The 14,689-nt window shown below is 71.4% G+C and carries 15 protein-coding genes; 7 read left to right on the forward strand and 8 right to left on the reverse strand.

Annotation, left to right across the window (positions count from 1 at the left end; translation table 11 throughout):
• Positions 1-31: 31 nt before the first annotated feature.
• A complete protein-coding gene (locus AC5L38_RS33920) occupies positions 32-2,026 on the forward strand; it encodes a hypothetical protein (protein WP_495246880.1) in 1,995 nt (664 codons plus the stop codon).
• A gap of 161 nt (positions 2,027-2,187) precedes the next feature.
• Here the strand turns inward: AC5L38_RS33920 and AC5L38_RS33925 are convergent, their stop codons facing one another.
• Both AC5L38_RS33925 and AC5L38_RS33930 read right to left on the reverse strand, forming a co-directional pair.
• Positions 2,188-2,742, reverse strand: a complete 555-nt coding sequence (locus tag AC5L38_RS33925) for a GNAT family N-acetyltransferase (RefSeq protein WP_495246881.1) — start codon at positions 2,740-2,742, stop codon at positions 2,188-2,190.
• A gap of 181 nt (positions 2,743-2,923) precedes the next feature.
• Positions 2,924-4,153, reverse strand: a complete 1,230-nt coding sequence (locus tag AC5L38_RS33930; RefSeq protein ID WP_495246882.1) for an isochorismate synthase — start codon at positions 4,151-4,153, stop codon at positions 2,924-2,926.
• 179 nt (positions 4,154-4,332) lie between these two features.
• Here AC5L38_RS33930 and AC5L38_RS33935 point away from each other — a divergent pair, with 179 nt between their 5' ends.
• Positions 4,333-5,211: an SGNH/GDSL hydrolase family protein gene (locus AC5L38_RS33935; protein WP_495246883.1), complete on the forward strand. Its 879-nt coding sequence runs from the start codon at positions 4,333-4,335 to the stop codon at positions 5,209-5,211.
• An 82-nt stretch (positions 5,212-5,293) separates the two neighbouring features.
• On the opposite strand, the gene AC5L38_RS33940 is transcribed toward AC5L38_RS33935, so the two are convergent.
• The 5 genes from AC5L38_RS33940 to AC5L38_RS33960 all read right to left on the reverse strand — a co-directional run bounded on the left by AC5L38_RS33940 (position 5,294) and on the right by AC5L38_RS33960 (position 9,660).
• Positions 5,294-5,899: a response regulator transcription factor gene (locus tag AC5L38_RS33940; protein WP_495246884.1), complete on the reverse strand. Its 606-nt coding sequence runs from the start codon at positions 5,897-5,899 to the stop codon at positions 5,294-5,296.
• On the reverse strand, positions 5,896-7,047 hold the full coding sequence (locus AC5L38_RS33945) for a sensor histidine kinase (RefSeq protein ID WP_495246885.1): 1,152 nt from the start codon (positions 7,045-7,047) through the stop codon (positions 5,896-5,898). Before AC5L38_RS33945 ends, AC5L38_RS33940 begins: the two co-directional genes overlap by 4 nt.
• 22 nt (positions 7,048-7,069) lie before the next feature.
• Complete coding sequence (locus tag AC5L38_RS33950) at positions 7,070-7,795, reverse strand: ABC transporter permease (RefSeq protein WP_495246886.1); 726 nt, start codon at positions 7,793-7,795, stop codon at positions 7,070-7,072.
• Positions 7,795-8,745 (reverse strand): ABC transporter ATP-binding protein, encoded by a 951-nt coding sequence (locus AC5L38_RS33955; protein ID WP_495246887.1) that lies wholly within the window; start codon positions 8,743-8,745, stop codon positions 7,795-7,797. Before AC5L38_RS33955 ends, AC5L38_RS33950 begins: the two co-directional genes overlap by 1 nt.
• Positions 8,746-8,916: 171 nt before the next feature.
• A complete protein-coding gene (locus AC5L38_RS33960; RefSeq protein ID WP_495246888.1) occupies positions 8,917-9,660 on the reverse strand; it encodes an alpha/beta hydrolase family protein in 744 nt (247 codons plus the stop codon).
• Positions 9,661-9,740: 80 nt separating this feature from the next.
• Between AC5L38_RS33960 and AC5L38_RS33965 the strand changes: the two genes are divergently transcribed.
• From AC5L38_RS33965 to AC5L38_RS33985, 5 genes are all read left to right on the forward strand, one after another.
• The gene (locus AC5L38_RS33965; RefSeq protein ID WP_495246889.1) at positions 9,741-10,700 is read left to right on the forward strand and encodes a helix-turn-helix transcriptional regulator; all 960 of its coding nucleotides are present in this window, start codon (positions 9,741-9,743) and stop codon (positions 10,698-10,700) included.
• A gap of 88 nt (positions 10,701-10,788) precedes the next feature.
• Positions 10,789-11,592, forward strand: coding sequence for an inositol monophosphatase family protein (locus tag AC5L38_RS33970; RefSeq protein ID WP_495246890.1), 804 nt, complete (start codon positions 10,789-10,791; stop codon positions 11,590-11,592).
• 307 nt (positions 11,593-11,899) lie between these two features.
• On the forward strand, positions 11,900-12,196 hold the full coding sequence (locus tag AC5L38_RS33975) for a hypothetical protein (protein WP_495246891.1): 297 nt from the start codon (positions 11,900-11,902) through the stop codon (positions 12,194-12,196).
• An 89-nt stretch (positions 12,197-12,285) separates the two neighbouring features.
• Entirely contained in the window at positions 12,286-12,843 is a 558-nt protein-coding gene (locus tag AC5L38_RS33980; RefSeq protein ID WP_495246892.1) for a DUF6461 domain-containing protein, read from the forward strand.
• Positions 12,844-13,089: 246 nt separating this feature from the next.
• Positions 13,090-13,824: a hypothetical protein gene (locus AC5L38_RS33985; RefSeq protein WP_495246893.1), complete on the forward strand. Its 735-nt coding sequence runs from the start codon at positions 13,090-13,092 to the stop codon at positions 13,822-13,824.
• Positions 13,825-14,068: 244 nt separating this feature from the next.
• Here the strand turns inward: AC5L38_RS33985 and AC5L38_RS33990 are convergent, their stop codons facing one another.
• Positions 14,069-14,659, reverse strand: coding sequence for a hypothetical protein (locus AC5L38_RS33990; protein WP_495246894.1), 591 nt, complete (start codon positions 14,657-14,659; stop codon positions 14,069-14,071).
• Positions 14,660-14,689 lie beyond the last annotated feature (30 nt).

Raw genomic sequence — 14,689 nt, forward strand, 5'->3', positions numbered from 1 at the left:
CGACGAGGCCGGCCACGCAGGAGGAGGAACGATGAGCAGCAGCGGAAGCTCGAAGAGGAAATCGTTACGGCGCAAGAAGGCCGTCGGCGGCACCGACCTTGGCACGGACTCCTCCGGTGAGGATTCGTCCTCGGAGGAGACCGTCGCCCCGCCCCCGGTGGGGACCGGCGAGATCGACGTGATCGACTGGGACGAGATAGTGCGTGACCTGAGCGCGCTGGCGGGCACGACCACCGTCGACGATGAGAGGACCGGCAAGGCGGTCGACCTGGAGACGCAGAGGATCCTGGACGAGGCGAACGCGCTCGGCCAGTGGGATTTCTGGGAGGCCTCGCAGGAGACCCCGCTGGAGACGACCGTGCCCGAGGGGCAGCAGGACACCGAGGAGGTCGGCGAGCTGACGGCCTTGAACAAGCGAGATATCTGGGCGGACTTCGACTTCGACTTCGATCTCGGAGCGCTCCTCGGTGTTCCCGCGTCGAAGGTCAAGCTGGTGCCGCACCCGAAGTTCAAGGCGTCGTCCGAGGCCGGCGTGCCCATCTACGAGCGGCTGCCGAACGGCGACCTCGGCGGCGTCCAGGAGGATCCGCTGAAATACTCCGGCTTCCACCTGTACACGATCGACCGGCCGGTGTCCGTTCGCGACGCGAAGGGCGTGCCGATGGTCGCCCTCAGCTACCTTTTCGGCGGTGAGTTCCTCGTCAGCCGGGACGCTTTCGTCGAGGAGACGTACCAGAAGACGCTGAACACGATAGACGCGCTCGACGCGGTGTCCGACAAACTGCTCGTGGACTTCTGGACGAAGATGCTCGAACCACTCCAGGAGTTGACGGAGGTGACGCTCTCCGTCCAGCAGCTGGGGATCCCCAAGAGCGCGGTGGACCAGCGCCAGGTCAGGAAGACACCGCCCGTCGCCGTCCCGCGGGGAACCTACCGGAAGGTCGAGCTCGTGAACCAGAGGCTGGACCCCACGCAGCGCTGTCCGTTCAGCCTGGTCATCGAGGTGGGGGGCCAGGAGATGGTGATCGTCCCCGACTACATCATCGGCGACCTGATCGGGGGAAAGCAGACGGACCCGTCCGAGGAGAAAGTGGGCGCGCCCGAGGAGGTGAGCACGTCCGGGAAGGCGGACGCGCCCGAGGAGGACCCGTTCCAGACCATCGACGTGCCGCCGCAGGTCGCCGAGGGGCTGCAGCAGGTCGTTCCGGAGTCCGAGCAGGCGCGGGCGCCGCGGCTGAACGCGAAACAGATCGTGGACGTCTTCGTCGGCAGCACCGGGCTCGCGAACTACGTGACACTGCCCGAGGGGCCCGACTGGCTCCGCGACGAGCACATCCACTACGTCACCGAGGACCAGCTGGGCGCGGTCTTCGTCCTCGACAGGATGCCGAACGACCAGCAGGAGATCGACGCCGCGCGCAAGGACGACAGGTTCGCCCAGTCGGAGACCACGAACGGGCTCCAGGTCGGGGAGAAGATCTACGTCCGGGAGGACCGCACCGGCGCCGGCACCGAGTACCACGAGACGGTCCACAAGCTCTCCCACCCCGCGGTGCTGGACGTCCTCGGCTTCTGGTTCAACGAGGGCCTCACCGAGCACTTCACCCGGATTCTCCTGGAGGGCGGGGATCTCGTCCGGGACGAGAACCAGTACGGCTCGCAGCAGCAGGCGATCACCGCGCTCATGGACTACGCGGGGGTGACCGAGGAGGAGCTGGCCGGCGCCTACTTCCGGGGTGAGCTCCAGCCGCTCTACGACCGGGTCGCCTCCAGGGCCGTCCACGACCCGTTCAGTCCGGACAGCCCGTTCAGCCTCGACGCCTACGTGGCGCGCATCGACGACAAGCGCTTCTTCGCGGCGCGGCAGACGCTCATGGACGCCTGCGGCGTCGTCGAGACCGCCACCGAGACCGCGATCGAAACCGAGACCGCCACCGAGGCCGCCACCGAGGCCGACGACACGATCGACGAGCCCACCACGATCGTCATCACCCCGTCCGGGAAGACCGGGAGCGAGGTCAGCTAGGCGAGGTGCCCGGGGACGGTCCGCCCCCGGGCCGTGCGGTCATGCCGTCGTGACGGCCGGAAACGGCGGGTGGCGCGGAAACGGCCGGTGGCGCGGACCGCCGCCGTCCCGGCTCCCGGGACGGTACGGACGTGCGCCACCGGCCGCCTCCCGCCGGATCGTCAGGGGCGGAGCGGGTCCTTGTCGGCGGGGGAGAGGTCGCTGGGCCAGAGCCGGTAGACGTTGAGGCGCGTCTCGTAGTACTTGTCCGTCTCCCCGACCCACTGCATGCCGATGCGCTTGGCCGTCCCCGCGCCACGGTCGTTGTTCACCCGGACGACCGCGACGAGCTCGTGGGCGCCGATGGAGAACGCCCACCCGGCCAGGGCGCGGCCGGCCTCGGTGGCGTAGCCGTTCCCCCAGGCGTCGGGGGCGAGCTGCCAGCCGATCTCGATGTCCTCCTCGTCGGGCGGCAGGTATCGCAGGGAGAGGCCGCCGACGACCCGCTGGTCGGAGTTGCGGACGATCGCCCAGCGGCCCAGCGGGGGTGTCAGGGTGCCGCGGCTGCGGGTCCACGACTCCAGCGTGGCGCGCATCGCCTGCTCGCCGTCGAGCTGGGTCATCGCCGGGGACAGCCACCGGGTGACCTCGGGGACGCCGTAGATACCGAGGGCCTCAGCGGCGTCGTCGGGACTCCAGTCACGCACCGTGAGGCGGGCGGTGGTCAGTAGTGCCATGTTTTCCTCTCCCTGACGAGTTGGCCGGCCATGCGGCGACGAGAGGACGCCGAGCTGGAGCAAATATCATTTTCTTGCCGGAAATGTCCGATGTATTGCCCTTGTGAGGGTACGCCTATTCGCCGGGTGGCGACCAGGCCGGAGGGAAACTGCCTGGTCGCGGGCGGATTCGTACGGAGGGTCAGCCCTCCAGGGCGTACTGCATCACGCGGAGCTTGGCCTGGGCCTCGGCGAGCTCGGAGGCGGGGTCGGAGTCGCCCATGATGCCGCAGCCGGCGAACAGGCGGGCCCTGGAGCCCTCGATCTGGGCGCAACGCAGCGCGATGCCCCACTCCCCGTCACCCCGCGCGTCGATCCAGCCGACCGGCCCGGCGTACCCGGCCCGGTCCATGCCCTCCAGCTCGCGGATGACGCCGAGCGCCGCCCCGGTCGGGGTGCCGCCGACGGCGGCGGTCGGGTGCATGGCCGCCACCACGTCCAGGACCGAGGTCCCCTCCGACAGCCGCCCGCTCACCGGGCTGGCCAGGTGCTGGACGTTGGAGAGCACCAGGAGCTCGGGCTCCTCGGGGATCTTCAGCTCGGCGCAGAGCGGGTCGAGCGCCTCGCGCACCGACGCGACCGCGCAGGCGTGCTCGTAGCGGTTCTTCTCCGAGGTGAACAGGGCCGTGCCGCGCGCCACGTCGTCGGCCGGGTCGGCGCCCCGCGGGATCGTGCCGGCCAGCACCAGGGACTCGATGGTCTCCCCGGTACGCCGGACCAGCAGCTCGGGGGTGGCGCCGACCAGCCCCGCGCAGGAGAAGGTGTAGCACTCCGGGTAGCGCTCGGCCAGGCGGGCCAGCAGCAGCCGGACGTCGATCGGCCGCTCCGCGACGGCGGTCAGGTCGCGGGCGAGCACGGCCTTCTCCAGGTGGCCCGACCTGATCCGCCGGACGGCCCTGGCCACGGCGTGCTCCCACTCGGGCGCGGTCAGGCTGCCGTCGCCGTACCGGATCCTGCCCGGGGAGCGGGGCGGGGTGATCGCGTCGAGCCGCCGCTCGCCGATGGTGGTCAGCCAGGCGTGGCCGTCGCGGCGGGCGAGGATGGTCTGGGGGACGACGAGGACCGAGCCGTGCGCCTCCGGATCGAAGGTGAACGAGCCGAAGGCGACGGGGCCCGAGCCGGGCACCGCCACGCCGTCGGCGACGTGCGCCTCGCCGAAGAGGTCCGCCAGGCGGTCGCGGGCCCAGTCGAAACGCCGGGGGCCGGGCGGTACGGTCAGGCGGATGGCCTCACCCCAGGCGACCAGCCCCTCCCCGTGCCTGACCCAGGCGTAGGGGGCGGTCTCCGGCAGGCGTGCGAACAGGTCACCGGGGTCGTCGACAGAGGTGGTCGTCACCACGAGAGGACGGGTTGATCCGAGCGCTACACTCACCCCCGCCACTCTATGCGGGAAACTGAACGTGTTCGACGGTGGTTCCCCCGCCAGCACACCCGCCACGCGGTGTCAAGAAAACCAAGGTACTCGGTCAACGGGCCGTACTGTCCTGGCCTGCGGTGATACATCCGAAGCAGACGCGATCTCTCAGCGGAGGTGTCATGCTTCGCGCGACTGTGACAGCATTCACAAGTCTGGGCGCCCTCACGACCGCCCTGCTGGCCCCGGCCGGAGCCGTCCAGGCGGCGCAACCCTGGCGGCCGGTGGTCATGGCCGCGCTCGGCGACTCCATCAGCGCCGGATTCAACGCCTGCGGCTGGTACCTCACCTGCGCCTCGCGCTCCTGGTCCACCGGTGATCACCGACACGTCCAGAGCCAGTACGTCAGGCTGCGCGCCCAGGCCGCGGCCCTCGCCGGGCACAACGTGAACCTCGCCGTCCCCGGCTCCACCAGCGCCGACCTCGCCGGGCAGGTGACCCGGGCGGTCGGCCGGCGCGCCGACTACGTGACGGTGCTGATCGGCGCCCAGGACGCCTGCGTGTCCGAGGAGCGGCTGATGACCCCCGTCGCCGTCTACGAGCGGCGGGTGGCCGAGGCCCTGGCGCTGTTCCGGGCCGGGCGGCCCGGCGGCCGGGTGTTCGTGGCGAGCGTCCCCGACATCAAGCGGCTGTGGCAGATCGGCAGGAGGAACCCGGTGGCGCGCGGGTTCTGGGCGGTGGGCCGGATCTGCCCCACCATGCTGGCGCGGCCCACCTCGACCTCGGCGGCCGACCGGGCGCGCCGCGACCGCGTGCGCGCCCGGGTCGCCGACTACAACACCGCCCTCGCCAGGGTCTGCGCGGCGTACGGCCCCTCCTGCCGGTTCGACGGCAACGAGGTGTTCAGGCAGCGGTTCACGGTCGACCACCTCAGCCCGTGGGACTTCTTCCACCCCAACGCCGCGGGCCAGAAGCTGATCGCGGAGAAGACCTACGCGATGATGCGCGACTGGCTCACCGAGGACCCCGCGGCCCCCGTCCCGGCCCCGGCCCCAGCCCCGGCCCCCGTTCTCTGATCCCGTCCTCGTGCCGGTCCCTCCTCGTGGGCGGTTCGTTCAGAGGGGCGGACCGTTCGGGGGCGGGCCCGGCCCGGCGCTCTCAGAGCCAGCCGTTGTGCCGGGCGGTGCGGGCGGCCTCGATGCGGTTGCGGGTGCCGGTCTTGCCGATCGCCGCGGACAGGTAGTTGCGCACCGTGCTCTCCGACAGGTGCAGCCGCAGGGAGATGTCGGAGATCGTCGCGCCGTCGGCCGCCGCGGCCAGCACGTCCCGCTCGCGGTCGGTCAGCGGGCTGGCACCGGCGCTCAGCGCGGCGGCGGCCAGCGCGGGGTCGATCATCTTCTCGCCCGCCAGGACCCGGCGGATCGCCGCCGCGAGCTCCTCCACGGGACCGTCCTTGACCAGGAACCCCGCGGCGCCCGCCTCCATCGCCCGCCGCAGGTAGCCGGGCCTGCCGAACGTGGTCAGGATCAGCACCCGGCACCCCGGCAGCCGGTCCCGCAACCCGGCCGCGGCGTCCAGGCCGCTGCCCCCCGGCATCTCGATGTCCAGCAGGGCGACGTCCGGGCGCGCGGCGAGCGCGGCGGGCACGACCTCGTCGCCCCGGTCGACCGTGGAGACGATCTCGATGTCGTCCTCCAGGCCGAGGAGCAGGGCCAGCGCGCTGCGCATCATGCCCTGGTCCTCCGCCAGCAGCACCCTGATCATGGGAGCGTCACCCTCAGCAGGAAACCGTCGCGGTCGCCGGTCTCCAGCGTCCCGCCGTACGCGACGACCCGCTCGGTCAGGCCGCGCAGGCCGTTGCCCGGCGGTCTCCCGCCGCGCCCCCGGCCGTCGTCGCGGATCTCCAGCATCGTTCCCTCCAGGGTGATCTCACAGGTGCGGGCGGCGCTGTGGCGGACCACGTTGGTCACGCCCTCACGCACGGCCCAGCCCAGCAGGGCGTCGGCCTCCGGTGCCCGCCGCTCCTCGGTGACGGCGACGGCGACGGCGATGTCCGCGTCGGCCAGTACCGTACGCGCCGAGGCCAGCTCGGCGGCGAGCCCCCGGCCACGGTAACCGGTCACCGCGGCCCTCACCTCGGTCAGCGCCTCCCTGCCGACGGCCTCGATGTCGGCGGCCTGCCGCGCCGCCGCCTCGGCGTCGCGGGGGGCGAGCCGCCGCACGGCCTCCGCCTTGACCACCATCACCGACAGGGTGTGCCCGAGCAGGTCGTGCAGGTCGCGGGAGAACCGCAGCCGCTCCTCGGCCACCGCGACGCGGGCCAGCTCCTCCCGGGTCTCCTGGAGCTCGTCGATCACCGAGAACAGCCTCAGGACGATGCTGACCACCAGGCCGCCGGTGCTCGTCCCCCAGGTGGCCAGGGAGATGCTCGCCCAGCTCGCCCCCGCGCGCCACATCACCACGACCAGCGCGAGCGTCAGCGCCGTGAGGAGGAGGTAGACGGACCTGCCGCGCAGCACGGTCCCGCAGGCGATGGTCATCAGCGGCGCGAGGTAGAACCAGTCGTGCGCGAACCCCGCCAGCAGCAGGAAGGCCACCGCCAGCAGCGCGACCAGCGCCACGGTCGCCGCGCGCCGCCGGTCGCCGAAGGAGAACCGGATGCACGATACGTACAGGACGACGAAGGCGGCGACGCCCAGCGCGGCGGGCGCCGCCGGCTGCACCTTCCCCGAGGCGAGGTCGCTGAGCGGAGGGTAGACGATCAGCAGCCACGGGTAGAAGGCGAGCTCTCCCGGCCCCCTCCGCCGCCTTCCCCAGGACCACTCCCGCCTCCTGGCCTCCCGCGGCTTCCGCGCCTCCCGTGCCTCCAGCGCCTCCAGCGCCTTCTGCGGTCTCTCCGTCTTCCCGCTCACCCGGCCACTCCTATCACGCGGCTCACCTCACGCGCCCGGCCCGGCGGTAGCCGTACACCGCCAGGGCCCCGAAGGCGACCAGCCAGCCGGTCAGGATCAGTGCCGTGCCGGCCTCGGGCGCCTCCCCGAAGGCGACCTTCCGCGACAGGTCGGCGTAGCCGAAGCTCGGCGTCCACTCCGCGACGGCTCGCAACCAGGAGGGGAAGCCCTCCGCGGGCAGCCACAGCCCCCCGACGACCGCCATCGACATGTTGGCCGCGATGTTGAGCACGGCGGCGGTCTGGCCGCTGAACAGGTAGCCGAAGGACAGGCCCAGCAGGGTGAAGGGCAGGGAACCCGCCCACAGCAGGAGCACGATCGAGATCCACTGCCAGGCCCCGAGCCGCACCCCGTTGAGCAGCGCCGCCGACAGGCACACGCCGACGATCACGGGCAGCACCACGAGCATCCCGGTGGCCGTCTTGCCCGCGACCACCCGTACCGGGGCCAGCGGGACGGTCCGCAGCTGACGCAGCCAGCCCACCGTCCTGTCCTCGGCGATGCCGCTGCCGTTGTTGAAGGCCGAGCCGATCGCGCCGAAGGCGGCCATGTTGACCATCACGTAGAGGGCGGCCCAGACGCGGTCGTCGCCCGCCACGCCGAGGTTGGTGAAGATGAGGTACATCGTCACGGGCATCGTGAAACCCATGATCAGGTATCCCGGGTCGCGGAGGGTCCTGGTGACCTCCAGGCGGATGTAGCCGAGCATCACGCCTCCACCTCCGTCAGCGCCTTCGCCGATCCGGCCGCCGTTCCCGACGCCGGCCCGGAGGGCAGCTCCGTGAGCGCGATGAAGGCGTCCTCCAGCGCGGCGGGGACGACCTCGAGGTCCCGTACGGCCCCCGTCGCCGCCAGCGCCACGACGGTGGCGTCGGCGTCGCGGGTGCGCAGGTGGGCCCGCCCGCCCCGGATCTCGGCCGAGACGACCCCGGGCAGGCGCTCCAGGGAGGCGGCGTCCCCGGTGGCGGCGACGCTGACCGTGGACGGCGCGACCAGGCGCTTGATCTCCCTGCTGGTACCGTCGGCCGCGATCCGGCCCCGATTGATCACCACCACCCGGTCGGCGTACTCGTCGGCCTCCTCCAGGTAGTGGGTGGAGAACAGGATCGTCTTGCCGCGCGCGGCGAAGGCGCGCATGCTCTCCCAGAACTCCCGCCTGGCCCGTACGTCCAGCGCCGCGGTCGGCTCGTCCAGCAGGATCAGGTCGGGGTCTCCGGCCAGCGCCAGCGCGAAGCGGACCCGTTGCGCCTGGCCGCCCGACAGCCGTTCCGTCCTGCGGCCGGCCAGCCCCTCCAGCCCGGCGGTCGCCAGCACCTCCTCCAGCGGGAGCGGCGACCGGTAGGTCCCGGAGACGAAACCGACCAGCTCGCGGACCGTGGTCCGGGGGACGAGGCCGCCCTCCTGGGGCATCGCCGCCAGCCGCCCGCTTCGGACCGCGCTCTCCGGGGAGTCACCGAAGACGCGCACCGTCCCGGAGTCGGGGGCCAGCAGCCCGAGCAGCAGCCCGATCGTGGTCGACTTCCCCGCGCCGTTCGGGCCGAGCAGGGCGACGGTCTGCCCGGCGGGGATGTCGAGGCTGAGGCCGTCCACGGCGCGCACCGCCCCGAAACGCTTGGTCACGCCCCCGAGGGAGACCGCGTCATTCGTGTCGTTTGCCATGTGGACGACGCTACGGAGAGCGCGTGATCCACAGCAGATCCATAGATCCGGAAGCACCCATGACAAATGTCCCGCCGGGCACCCCGCGGTGCCCGGCCCCTTCCCCCCCGGAGTTCCGCGCGGCCCGGCACCCCGATTTTCCCCGGTCCCTCCGAGGGGGTTTCCGAGGCCTCAGCCCGCCAGCGCGGCCAGCGTGGCGGCGGTCTCCCCGGGCCTGGAGAACATCGGCCAGTGCCCGGTCGGCAGCGCGGCGAAGCTCCACTCGGGCCCGGCGAGCTCCGCGAAGAACGGGTGGCCGGAGGCGATCATGGCGTGTACCCGCTCCAGCGGGAACGAGCACGTGACGAGCGTCTTGGGCAGCGCGGCCGCGCCGCCCTTGAGCACCAGCGGCTGGGTCAGCGTCCCGTACGGCTGCGGGGTCGCGCGGGAGACGAGCCACTCGCGCTCGGCCTCGCCCAGTCCCTCCAGGCTGGCCCCGGCCCGCTCGTGCTCCTCCCACGAGGGGAGCGGATAGCTCGCCCCGCCCCGCTCGGCGACCCGCCTCTCGATGAACGCCCGCCAGCCGGGCTCGGTGAGGTCCAGCTGGGTCATCCCGTCGGCCGGCGGCCCGCTCTCGACGTAGACCACCCGGGCGAGGCGCTCGGGAATCCGGTCGGCCGCGCCGGTGACCGGGGCGCCGGCCCCGCTGTGGGCGACGAGGATCACCTCGGTCAGGTCCGCGAAGACGACGGTGTTGACGATGTCCTGGATGTGGGTCTCCAGGTCGACCTCTGGGCCCGCCAGGTGAACCCGGTCGCCGAGGCCGGTGAGCGTGACCGGGTGGACGTCGTGCCCGGCCTCGCGCAGCGGCCCGGTGACCTTCTCCCAGGCCCAGCCGCCGAGCCAGAAACCGGGGACCAGGACGTATGCGCTCATCGTGTCTCTCCTCTGTTCGCCTGATCTCACCCTAGAATCGAATCCGGACAGTATCGGTCCTGATTTTGAGGGGAATCCAGATGACCGCCGCCCGGGTGCTCGCGCTGCTGGAGTTGCTGCAGGCCGCCCCCGGCCTGACCGGCCCCGACCTCGCCGCCAGGCTGGAGGTGGACGAGCGCACGGTCCGCCGCTACGCGGTGAGGCTGTCGGAGCTCGGGGTGCCGGTCCAGGCCGAACGGGGCCGCCACGGCGGTTACCGGCTGCTGCCCGGCTACAAGCTCCCGCCGCTCATGCTCACCGACGACGAGGCCACCGCCGTGGTGCTGGGGCTGCTGGCCGGGCGGCGGACCGGGCTGGCGGTGAGGGAGGCCGCGACCGGGAGCGCGCTGGCCAAGATCCAGCGGGTGCTCCCGCGCCCGCTGCGCGAGCGCGTCGACGCGGTGTCGGAGACGCTGGGCCACACCGGGAGCGCGGCGCCGAGGGTGAGCACCCCGAGGGCGGGACCGCTGCTCGCCCTCGCCGGCGCCGCCCGGCGCCGGGTCACCGTCCGGCTGGCCTACCGCTCCTGGCGCGGCGACGCCTCCGAGCGCGACCTGGACCCGTACGGCATCGTCTTCCACTCCGGCCGCTGGTACGTCGCCGGGCTCGACCACGGCAGCGGGGAGATCAGGACGTTCCGGGTGGACCGGGTGGCGGACGCCACGCCCACCGAGCGGGGCTTCCAGGTGCCCGGCGGCTTCGACCCGGTGGCCCACGTGGTCGGGTCGCTGTCGGCGGTGCCGTACCGGCACGAGGTCAGGGTGGTGCTGGAGACGACCCTGGAGGAGGCCTCCGCGCGGATCCCGGCCGCCACGGCGACGCTGGCCGAGACCCCCGACGGGGTGCTGCTGACCACCAGGGCCGAGCGGCTGGACGGGATGGCACAGATGCTCGCCGGGCTCGGCTGGCCGTTCACCGTGATCACCCCCGCCGAGCTGCGCGACGAGGTGAAAGCCCTGGCCGCCCGCCTCGTCGCCTTCGCCGACGCCTCCCCGCCCTGACCCCGGCGCCCGGCCGCGGGCAGCCACATGTCCGCCGACCCGTCGACCCCGTCGATCAAGTGGTGGAGATCGCGTCTATCCTGTCCACATGCCGATCACGGACGAGGAGGTGGCCCTCGCGGCAGCGGGATCAGGAGCCGCCGTCGTGAGAGCCATGTACGGTGCGTCGCTGGAGCGCTTCGCGAAGACCGCGACCGACTTCGCCACCTCCGCCGACATCGACGCGGAGAACGCCGTCATCGACGTCATCCGCGCCGCCCGGCCGGACGACGCCGTGACGGGCGAGGAGAGCGGCCGCGCCGGCTCCGCCGGAGCGGAACGCATGTGGCTGGTCGACCCCCTGTGCGGCACGCTGAACTACGCCGCGCGCACCACGCTGGTCGCGGTGAACGTCGCCCTGCGCGTCGGCCGGGACCTCACGGCGGCCGCCTCGGCCGACCCGTTCGCCGACGAGGTGTTCTGGACGGACGGCGGTCGCGCCCACGTCCGCCGCGACGGCGTGGACGAGGAACTCGTGCCGTCGGCCGAGTCGCGGCTGGTGGACCTCAACCTCGACCCGCCCTTCCCGAACGAGCCGGGCTTCCAGGTGGCTCGTCTGCTCACCGATCCCGGCTTCACCGAGCGCTTCCACACACGTGTCCTGTCCACCTCCCTGGCGCTGGCCTGGGTCGCCGCCGGCCGGCGAGCCGCGTACGTCACCGACGGCCACGCGCACGACAACGTGCACTTCGCCGCCGGGATCGCGTTGTGCCGGGCCGCCGGGTGCGTGGTGACGGGCATCCACGGCCAGCCCCTTCACACCGGCGCGGGCGGCCTCGTCGTGTCGGCCGACCATGAGACGCACGCCGCACTGCTCGAACTCATCGGCGATCAGTTCCCAGCGGCTCCGTGAGCACCGGTTCGTGCCATGAGAAAGGATCAAGGCTTGTCGATACAGGGATCGGCCCGCGAGTCCTGGTCACAGATGGATGAGCCGTGGCGGGCTGCTGCGGGCTCGATGCCGTCGCGCCCTCGGGGTTCGAGCCGCGCAGCGTGGTGATACTCGACGAGATCCTGCCGCACCCCGATGGGTGCAGCCACGAGATCGCCCTCCGGCAGGGAACGGTCATGGTGGTCTGCCGGGAGCTGACCGCTACGTGGGTGGAGTCCGAACTGGCCGGCGGTCGGCATGATGACTCGGAGACCTGGAAGGTGATGCCGTGGAGGACCACGAACGAGCTCTCATCAGCCAGATGGCCGCGCGGCTCGACCTGTACGACTCGGGTGGGATCTCCTTGCCCAAGCTGGCCGAGGACCTTCGCGGCCTGTTCGAGGCCGCAGATCCGCGCGAGCCGGGCGTCAGGGACTCGTTCGAGGAGATCTGGGCCGAACTCGACGCCGAGAGCGAGCTCAGAACGGAGGCATGGGCACCTCCAGGCCTCGCCGACGACGCCCACCTGCGCGAGATCCTCCAGCGGCTGCGCTCCTGGATCGAGCCCCTGGCATCCGCTCGGTGAGCCGTACGGCAACGCGTCAGGGCACCGGCGCGGCGACGGCGTCTCGGAACCCGGCGGGTCGTGTCGGTGGGCCCTGCCATGATCGTCGCATGATCACACCCCTTGACGACCACGCCTGGTTCTACGATTCGGGCTTCGCGGAGGCGTACAGCCTCATCTTCGTCCGCGGGCTCACACCCGAGCAGCTCACGGCTCGGACGGGTGGCCCAGGGGAAGGCCTCTCCTGGACGACGCTCGACGCCGGTGCCGGCCACGACCACGAGCCCGGGTCCGGGGCCGGTGGGGTGACGACCGCCGGTGGCTGGGCGTTCGCCGCGCGGTACAACAGCTGGCTCGGCGCCGACGACGAGTTCCTCGGGCCGCTGTCGGCGGGCACCCGCCTGGTCTCCCTGTACCGCCTCGACATCAAGGGCCTGGAGGACTTCCGCTGGATGGAGGACGGGGAGCTCCGGTTCGCCTTCTGGGCTCAGGAGGGCTACTCCGAGGAGGTTCCCGACGAACTCGCGGAGACCATGAGGCGGATCGACCACGACTACGGGCAGGACAAGTACGAGCTCTACCGGGGGCCAGGGCTTGTCCTGATCGAGCGTCTCACCGGGATCAGGCTCACCCCCCGGATCCTGGAGGGGGCCGCTCACCTGTCATGAGCCGTCTCCGAGCCGCCGGCCACCACCGCGTCCAGATCCGTCGCTCCTCCCCGCGATCGCGCTCCAGGCGGTGGCAATGACTCTCACCAGGGTGAGAGTCTCTCCCCGGACCTCGACCACCGAAGATCACCCCGCACATGTTCCGCAACGGCCGTCGATCACAAGGGGCTGCCACGGTACGCATTGCGGCATCCCGAAGTCACCGACAGAGTGATCCGTACGTGTGAGATAGATGGAGGCCAGGGCGTGACCGAACGCGAGCGTGTCAGGGACCTGTTGTCCGTCGCGATCGCCGTCGGGGTCCTGGCCTGGGGCGCCATCGGCGCGTGGACGGCCATCACGGTCGACAACTACCCGTGGAACAAATGGATACCGTTCGCCAACGGGGCCGGCAAGGGTGTGGTTCTCGGCCTGCTCGCCGCCGTCGCCGTCGTCATCGTTTCGGCGAAGGGTTCCCGGACCGGGTGGAGATGGGCCGTGTTCGTCAGCGCCTTCGTCGGCGGCAGCCTGCTGGGCACACTCCGGGATCTTCTCGGCGCACCGACTCCCATGATGTACTTCGCGGAGCCGCTTTCGGACGAGCGGTGGTACGGGACGACGATGTTGCTGCATTGGGCGGGCAAGGTGGCCCTGCCCGCCGTCGTATGTGCCGTCACCCTGACCCTGCTGGCGGCTCGCCCCTATCGGCGGGGGCAGTCGATCGCATCTGGCACGGCGCTCGTCCTCGCGGGTATCGCAGTGCTCCTGCTTCCGGTGATCGCCTCGAACCTCGCGCCCGAGATACAGGGCAACGGCGAGCACACCAACGCGGAGGTCTGGGCGTTCCTGCGTTGCTGGATCGTCGGGCTGCCGACGTTGGCATTCGGGCTGCTCCGAATGCTCTCGCTCCTCCTCAGCCGAAGTGAGTCGCCGTCGGTCCCCTTCCCCTACGGAAACGCTCTTCCAGCGTCGGCTTCCCGGAATCTCCGGCCTGGTTCCTGAGGAGCGGCGAACCGGGAGGTGCTCATACGGAGCTTCTTTGATGTGAGGAGACTCGGATTTGCACGGTTCCGGACTTGCCTGGGCCGCAGCTGACCTTCTGATCCGTGGATTCCCGAACGAGGGAGGCCCGCCTACGTACCTGCTTGGTGAGCCGTACGGCAACGTGTCAGGGCACTGGCGCGACGACGGTGTCTCGAAACTCAGCGGAACACCCAACATACGGACCAGAAGATCAATCTGACGCCTACTCCACCCACCACCAACCGTCTCCGAGATCGTGTGTGGCATTGCCGAGGTCACCGCTTGCCGTGTGGACCGTCGTGCCTCGACCATCCGGACCCGGTATGTGGGCGATGCCCCTGCCGCTCTCCGCTCGCCAGTCCTCGAACACCGGCAGATAGAGAACGTCGCGTTGTGGCCGTACCTGACCGTCTATCGACAGATACCTCATCCACCCGGGCACGGTGAGCGGCCGGTGGTGTTCGTGGTCGGCGGCGAGTTCGGCGAACGCGTCCCGGTGCGACCGGACCAGGCCCTCCGCGTACAGGACTTCCCAGTCAGCGGTTCTGACCACCGCTCCGGCACCGAGGGCGAGCAACAAGGCGGCGACACACCGGCCGTAGTCCCTGGAGGACAGACAGGTCATCACCACCGCGGTCGACCGGCTGATCACCCACAACCAGGCCGCCGTGATCGCAAGCCAGGCGAACAGCTCGGACACCCTGAACACCGGAATCCAGAAGTACTCCAGCGCCACCAGCACGAACCACGCGAGTGACGCCACAGTAAGCGCCCGCCGGCTCATGGGCTTCTTCTCGCTGGATGCGGTCGACACGGCGTGAAGTCTTCTGGGACGACCGGCGGT

It is taken from the genome of Streptosporangium nanhuense, assembly GCF_059358815.1.

What these genes read in the sequence shown, in the direction of transcription:
- AC5L38_RS33920 (WP_495246880.1), top strand. Translation starts at nt 32, where the DNA reads ATGAGCAGCAGCGGAAGCTCGAAGAGGAAATCGTTACGGCGCAAGAAG.
- AC5L38_RS33925 (WP_495246881.1), bottom strand. Translation starts at nt 2,742, where the DNA reads ATGGCACTACTGACCACCGCCCGCCTCACGGTGCGTGACTGGAGTCCC.
- AC5L38_RS33940 (WP_495246884.1), bottom strand. Translation starts at nt 5,899, where the DNA reads ATGATCAGGGTGCTGCTGGCGGAGGACCAGGGCATGATGCGCAGCGCG.
- AC5L38_RS33950 (WP_495246886.1), bottom strand. Translation starts at nt 7,795, where the DNA reads ATGCTCGGCTACATCCGCCTGGAGGTCACCAGGACCCTCCGCGACCCG.
- AC5L38_RS33955 (WP_495246887.1), bottom strand. Translation starts at nt 8,745, where the DNA reads ATGGCAAACGACACGAATGACGCGGTCTCCCTCGGGGGCGTGACCAAG.
- AC5L38_RS33960 (WP_495246888.1), bottom strand. Translation starts at nt 9,660, where the DNA reads ATGAGCGCATACGTCCTGGTCCCCGGTTTCTGGCTCGGCGGCTGGGCC.
- AC5L38_RS33965 (WP_495246889.1), top strand. Translation starts at nt 9,741, where the DNA reads ATGACCGCCGCCCGGGTGCTCGCGCTGCTGGAGTTGCTGCAGGCCGCC.
- AC5L38_RS33970 (WP_495246890.1), top strand. Translation starts at nt 10,789, where the DNA reads ATGCCGATCACGGACGAGGAGGTGGCCCTCGCGGCAGCGGGATCAGGA.
- AC5L38_RS33980 (WP_495246892.1), top strand. Translation starts at nt 12,286, where the DNA reads ATGATCACACCCCTTGACGACCACGCCTGGTTCTACGATTCGGGCTTC.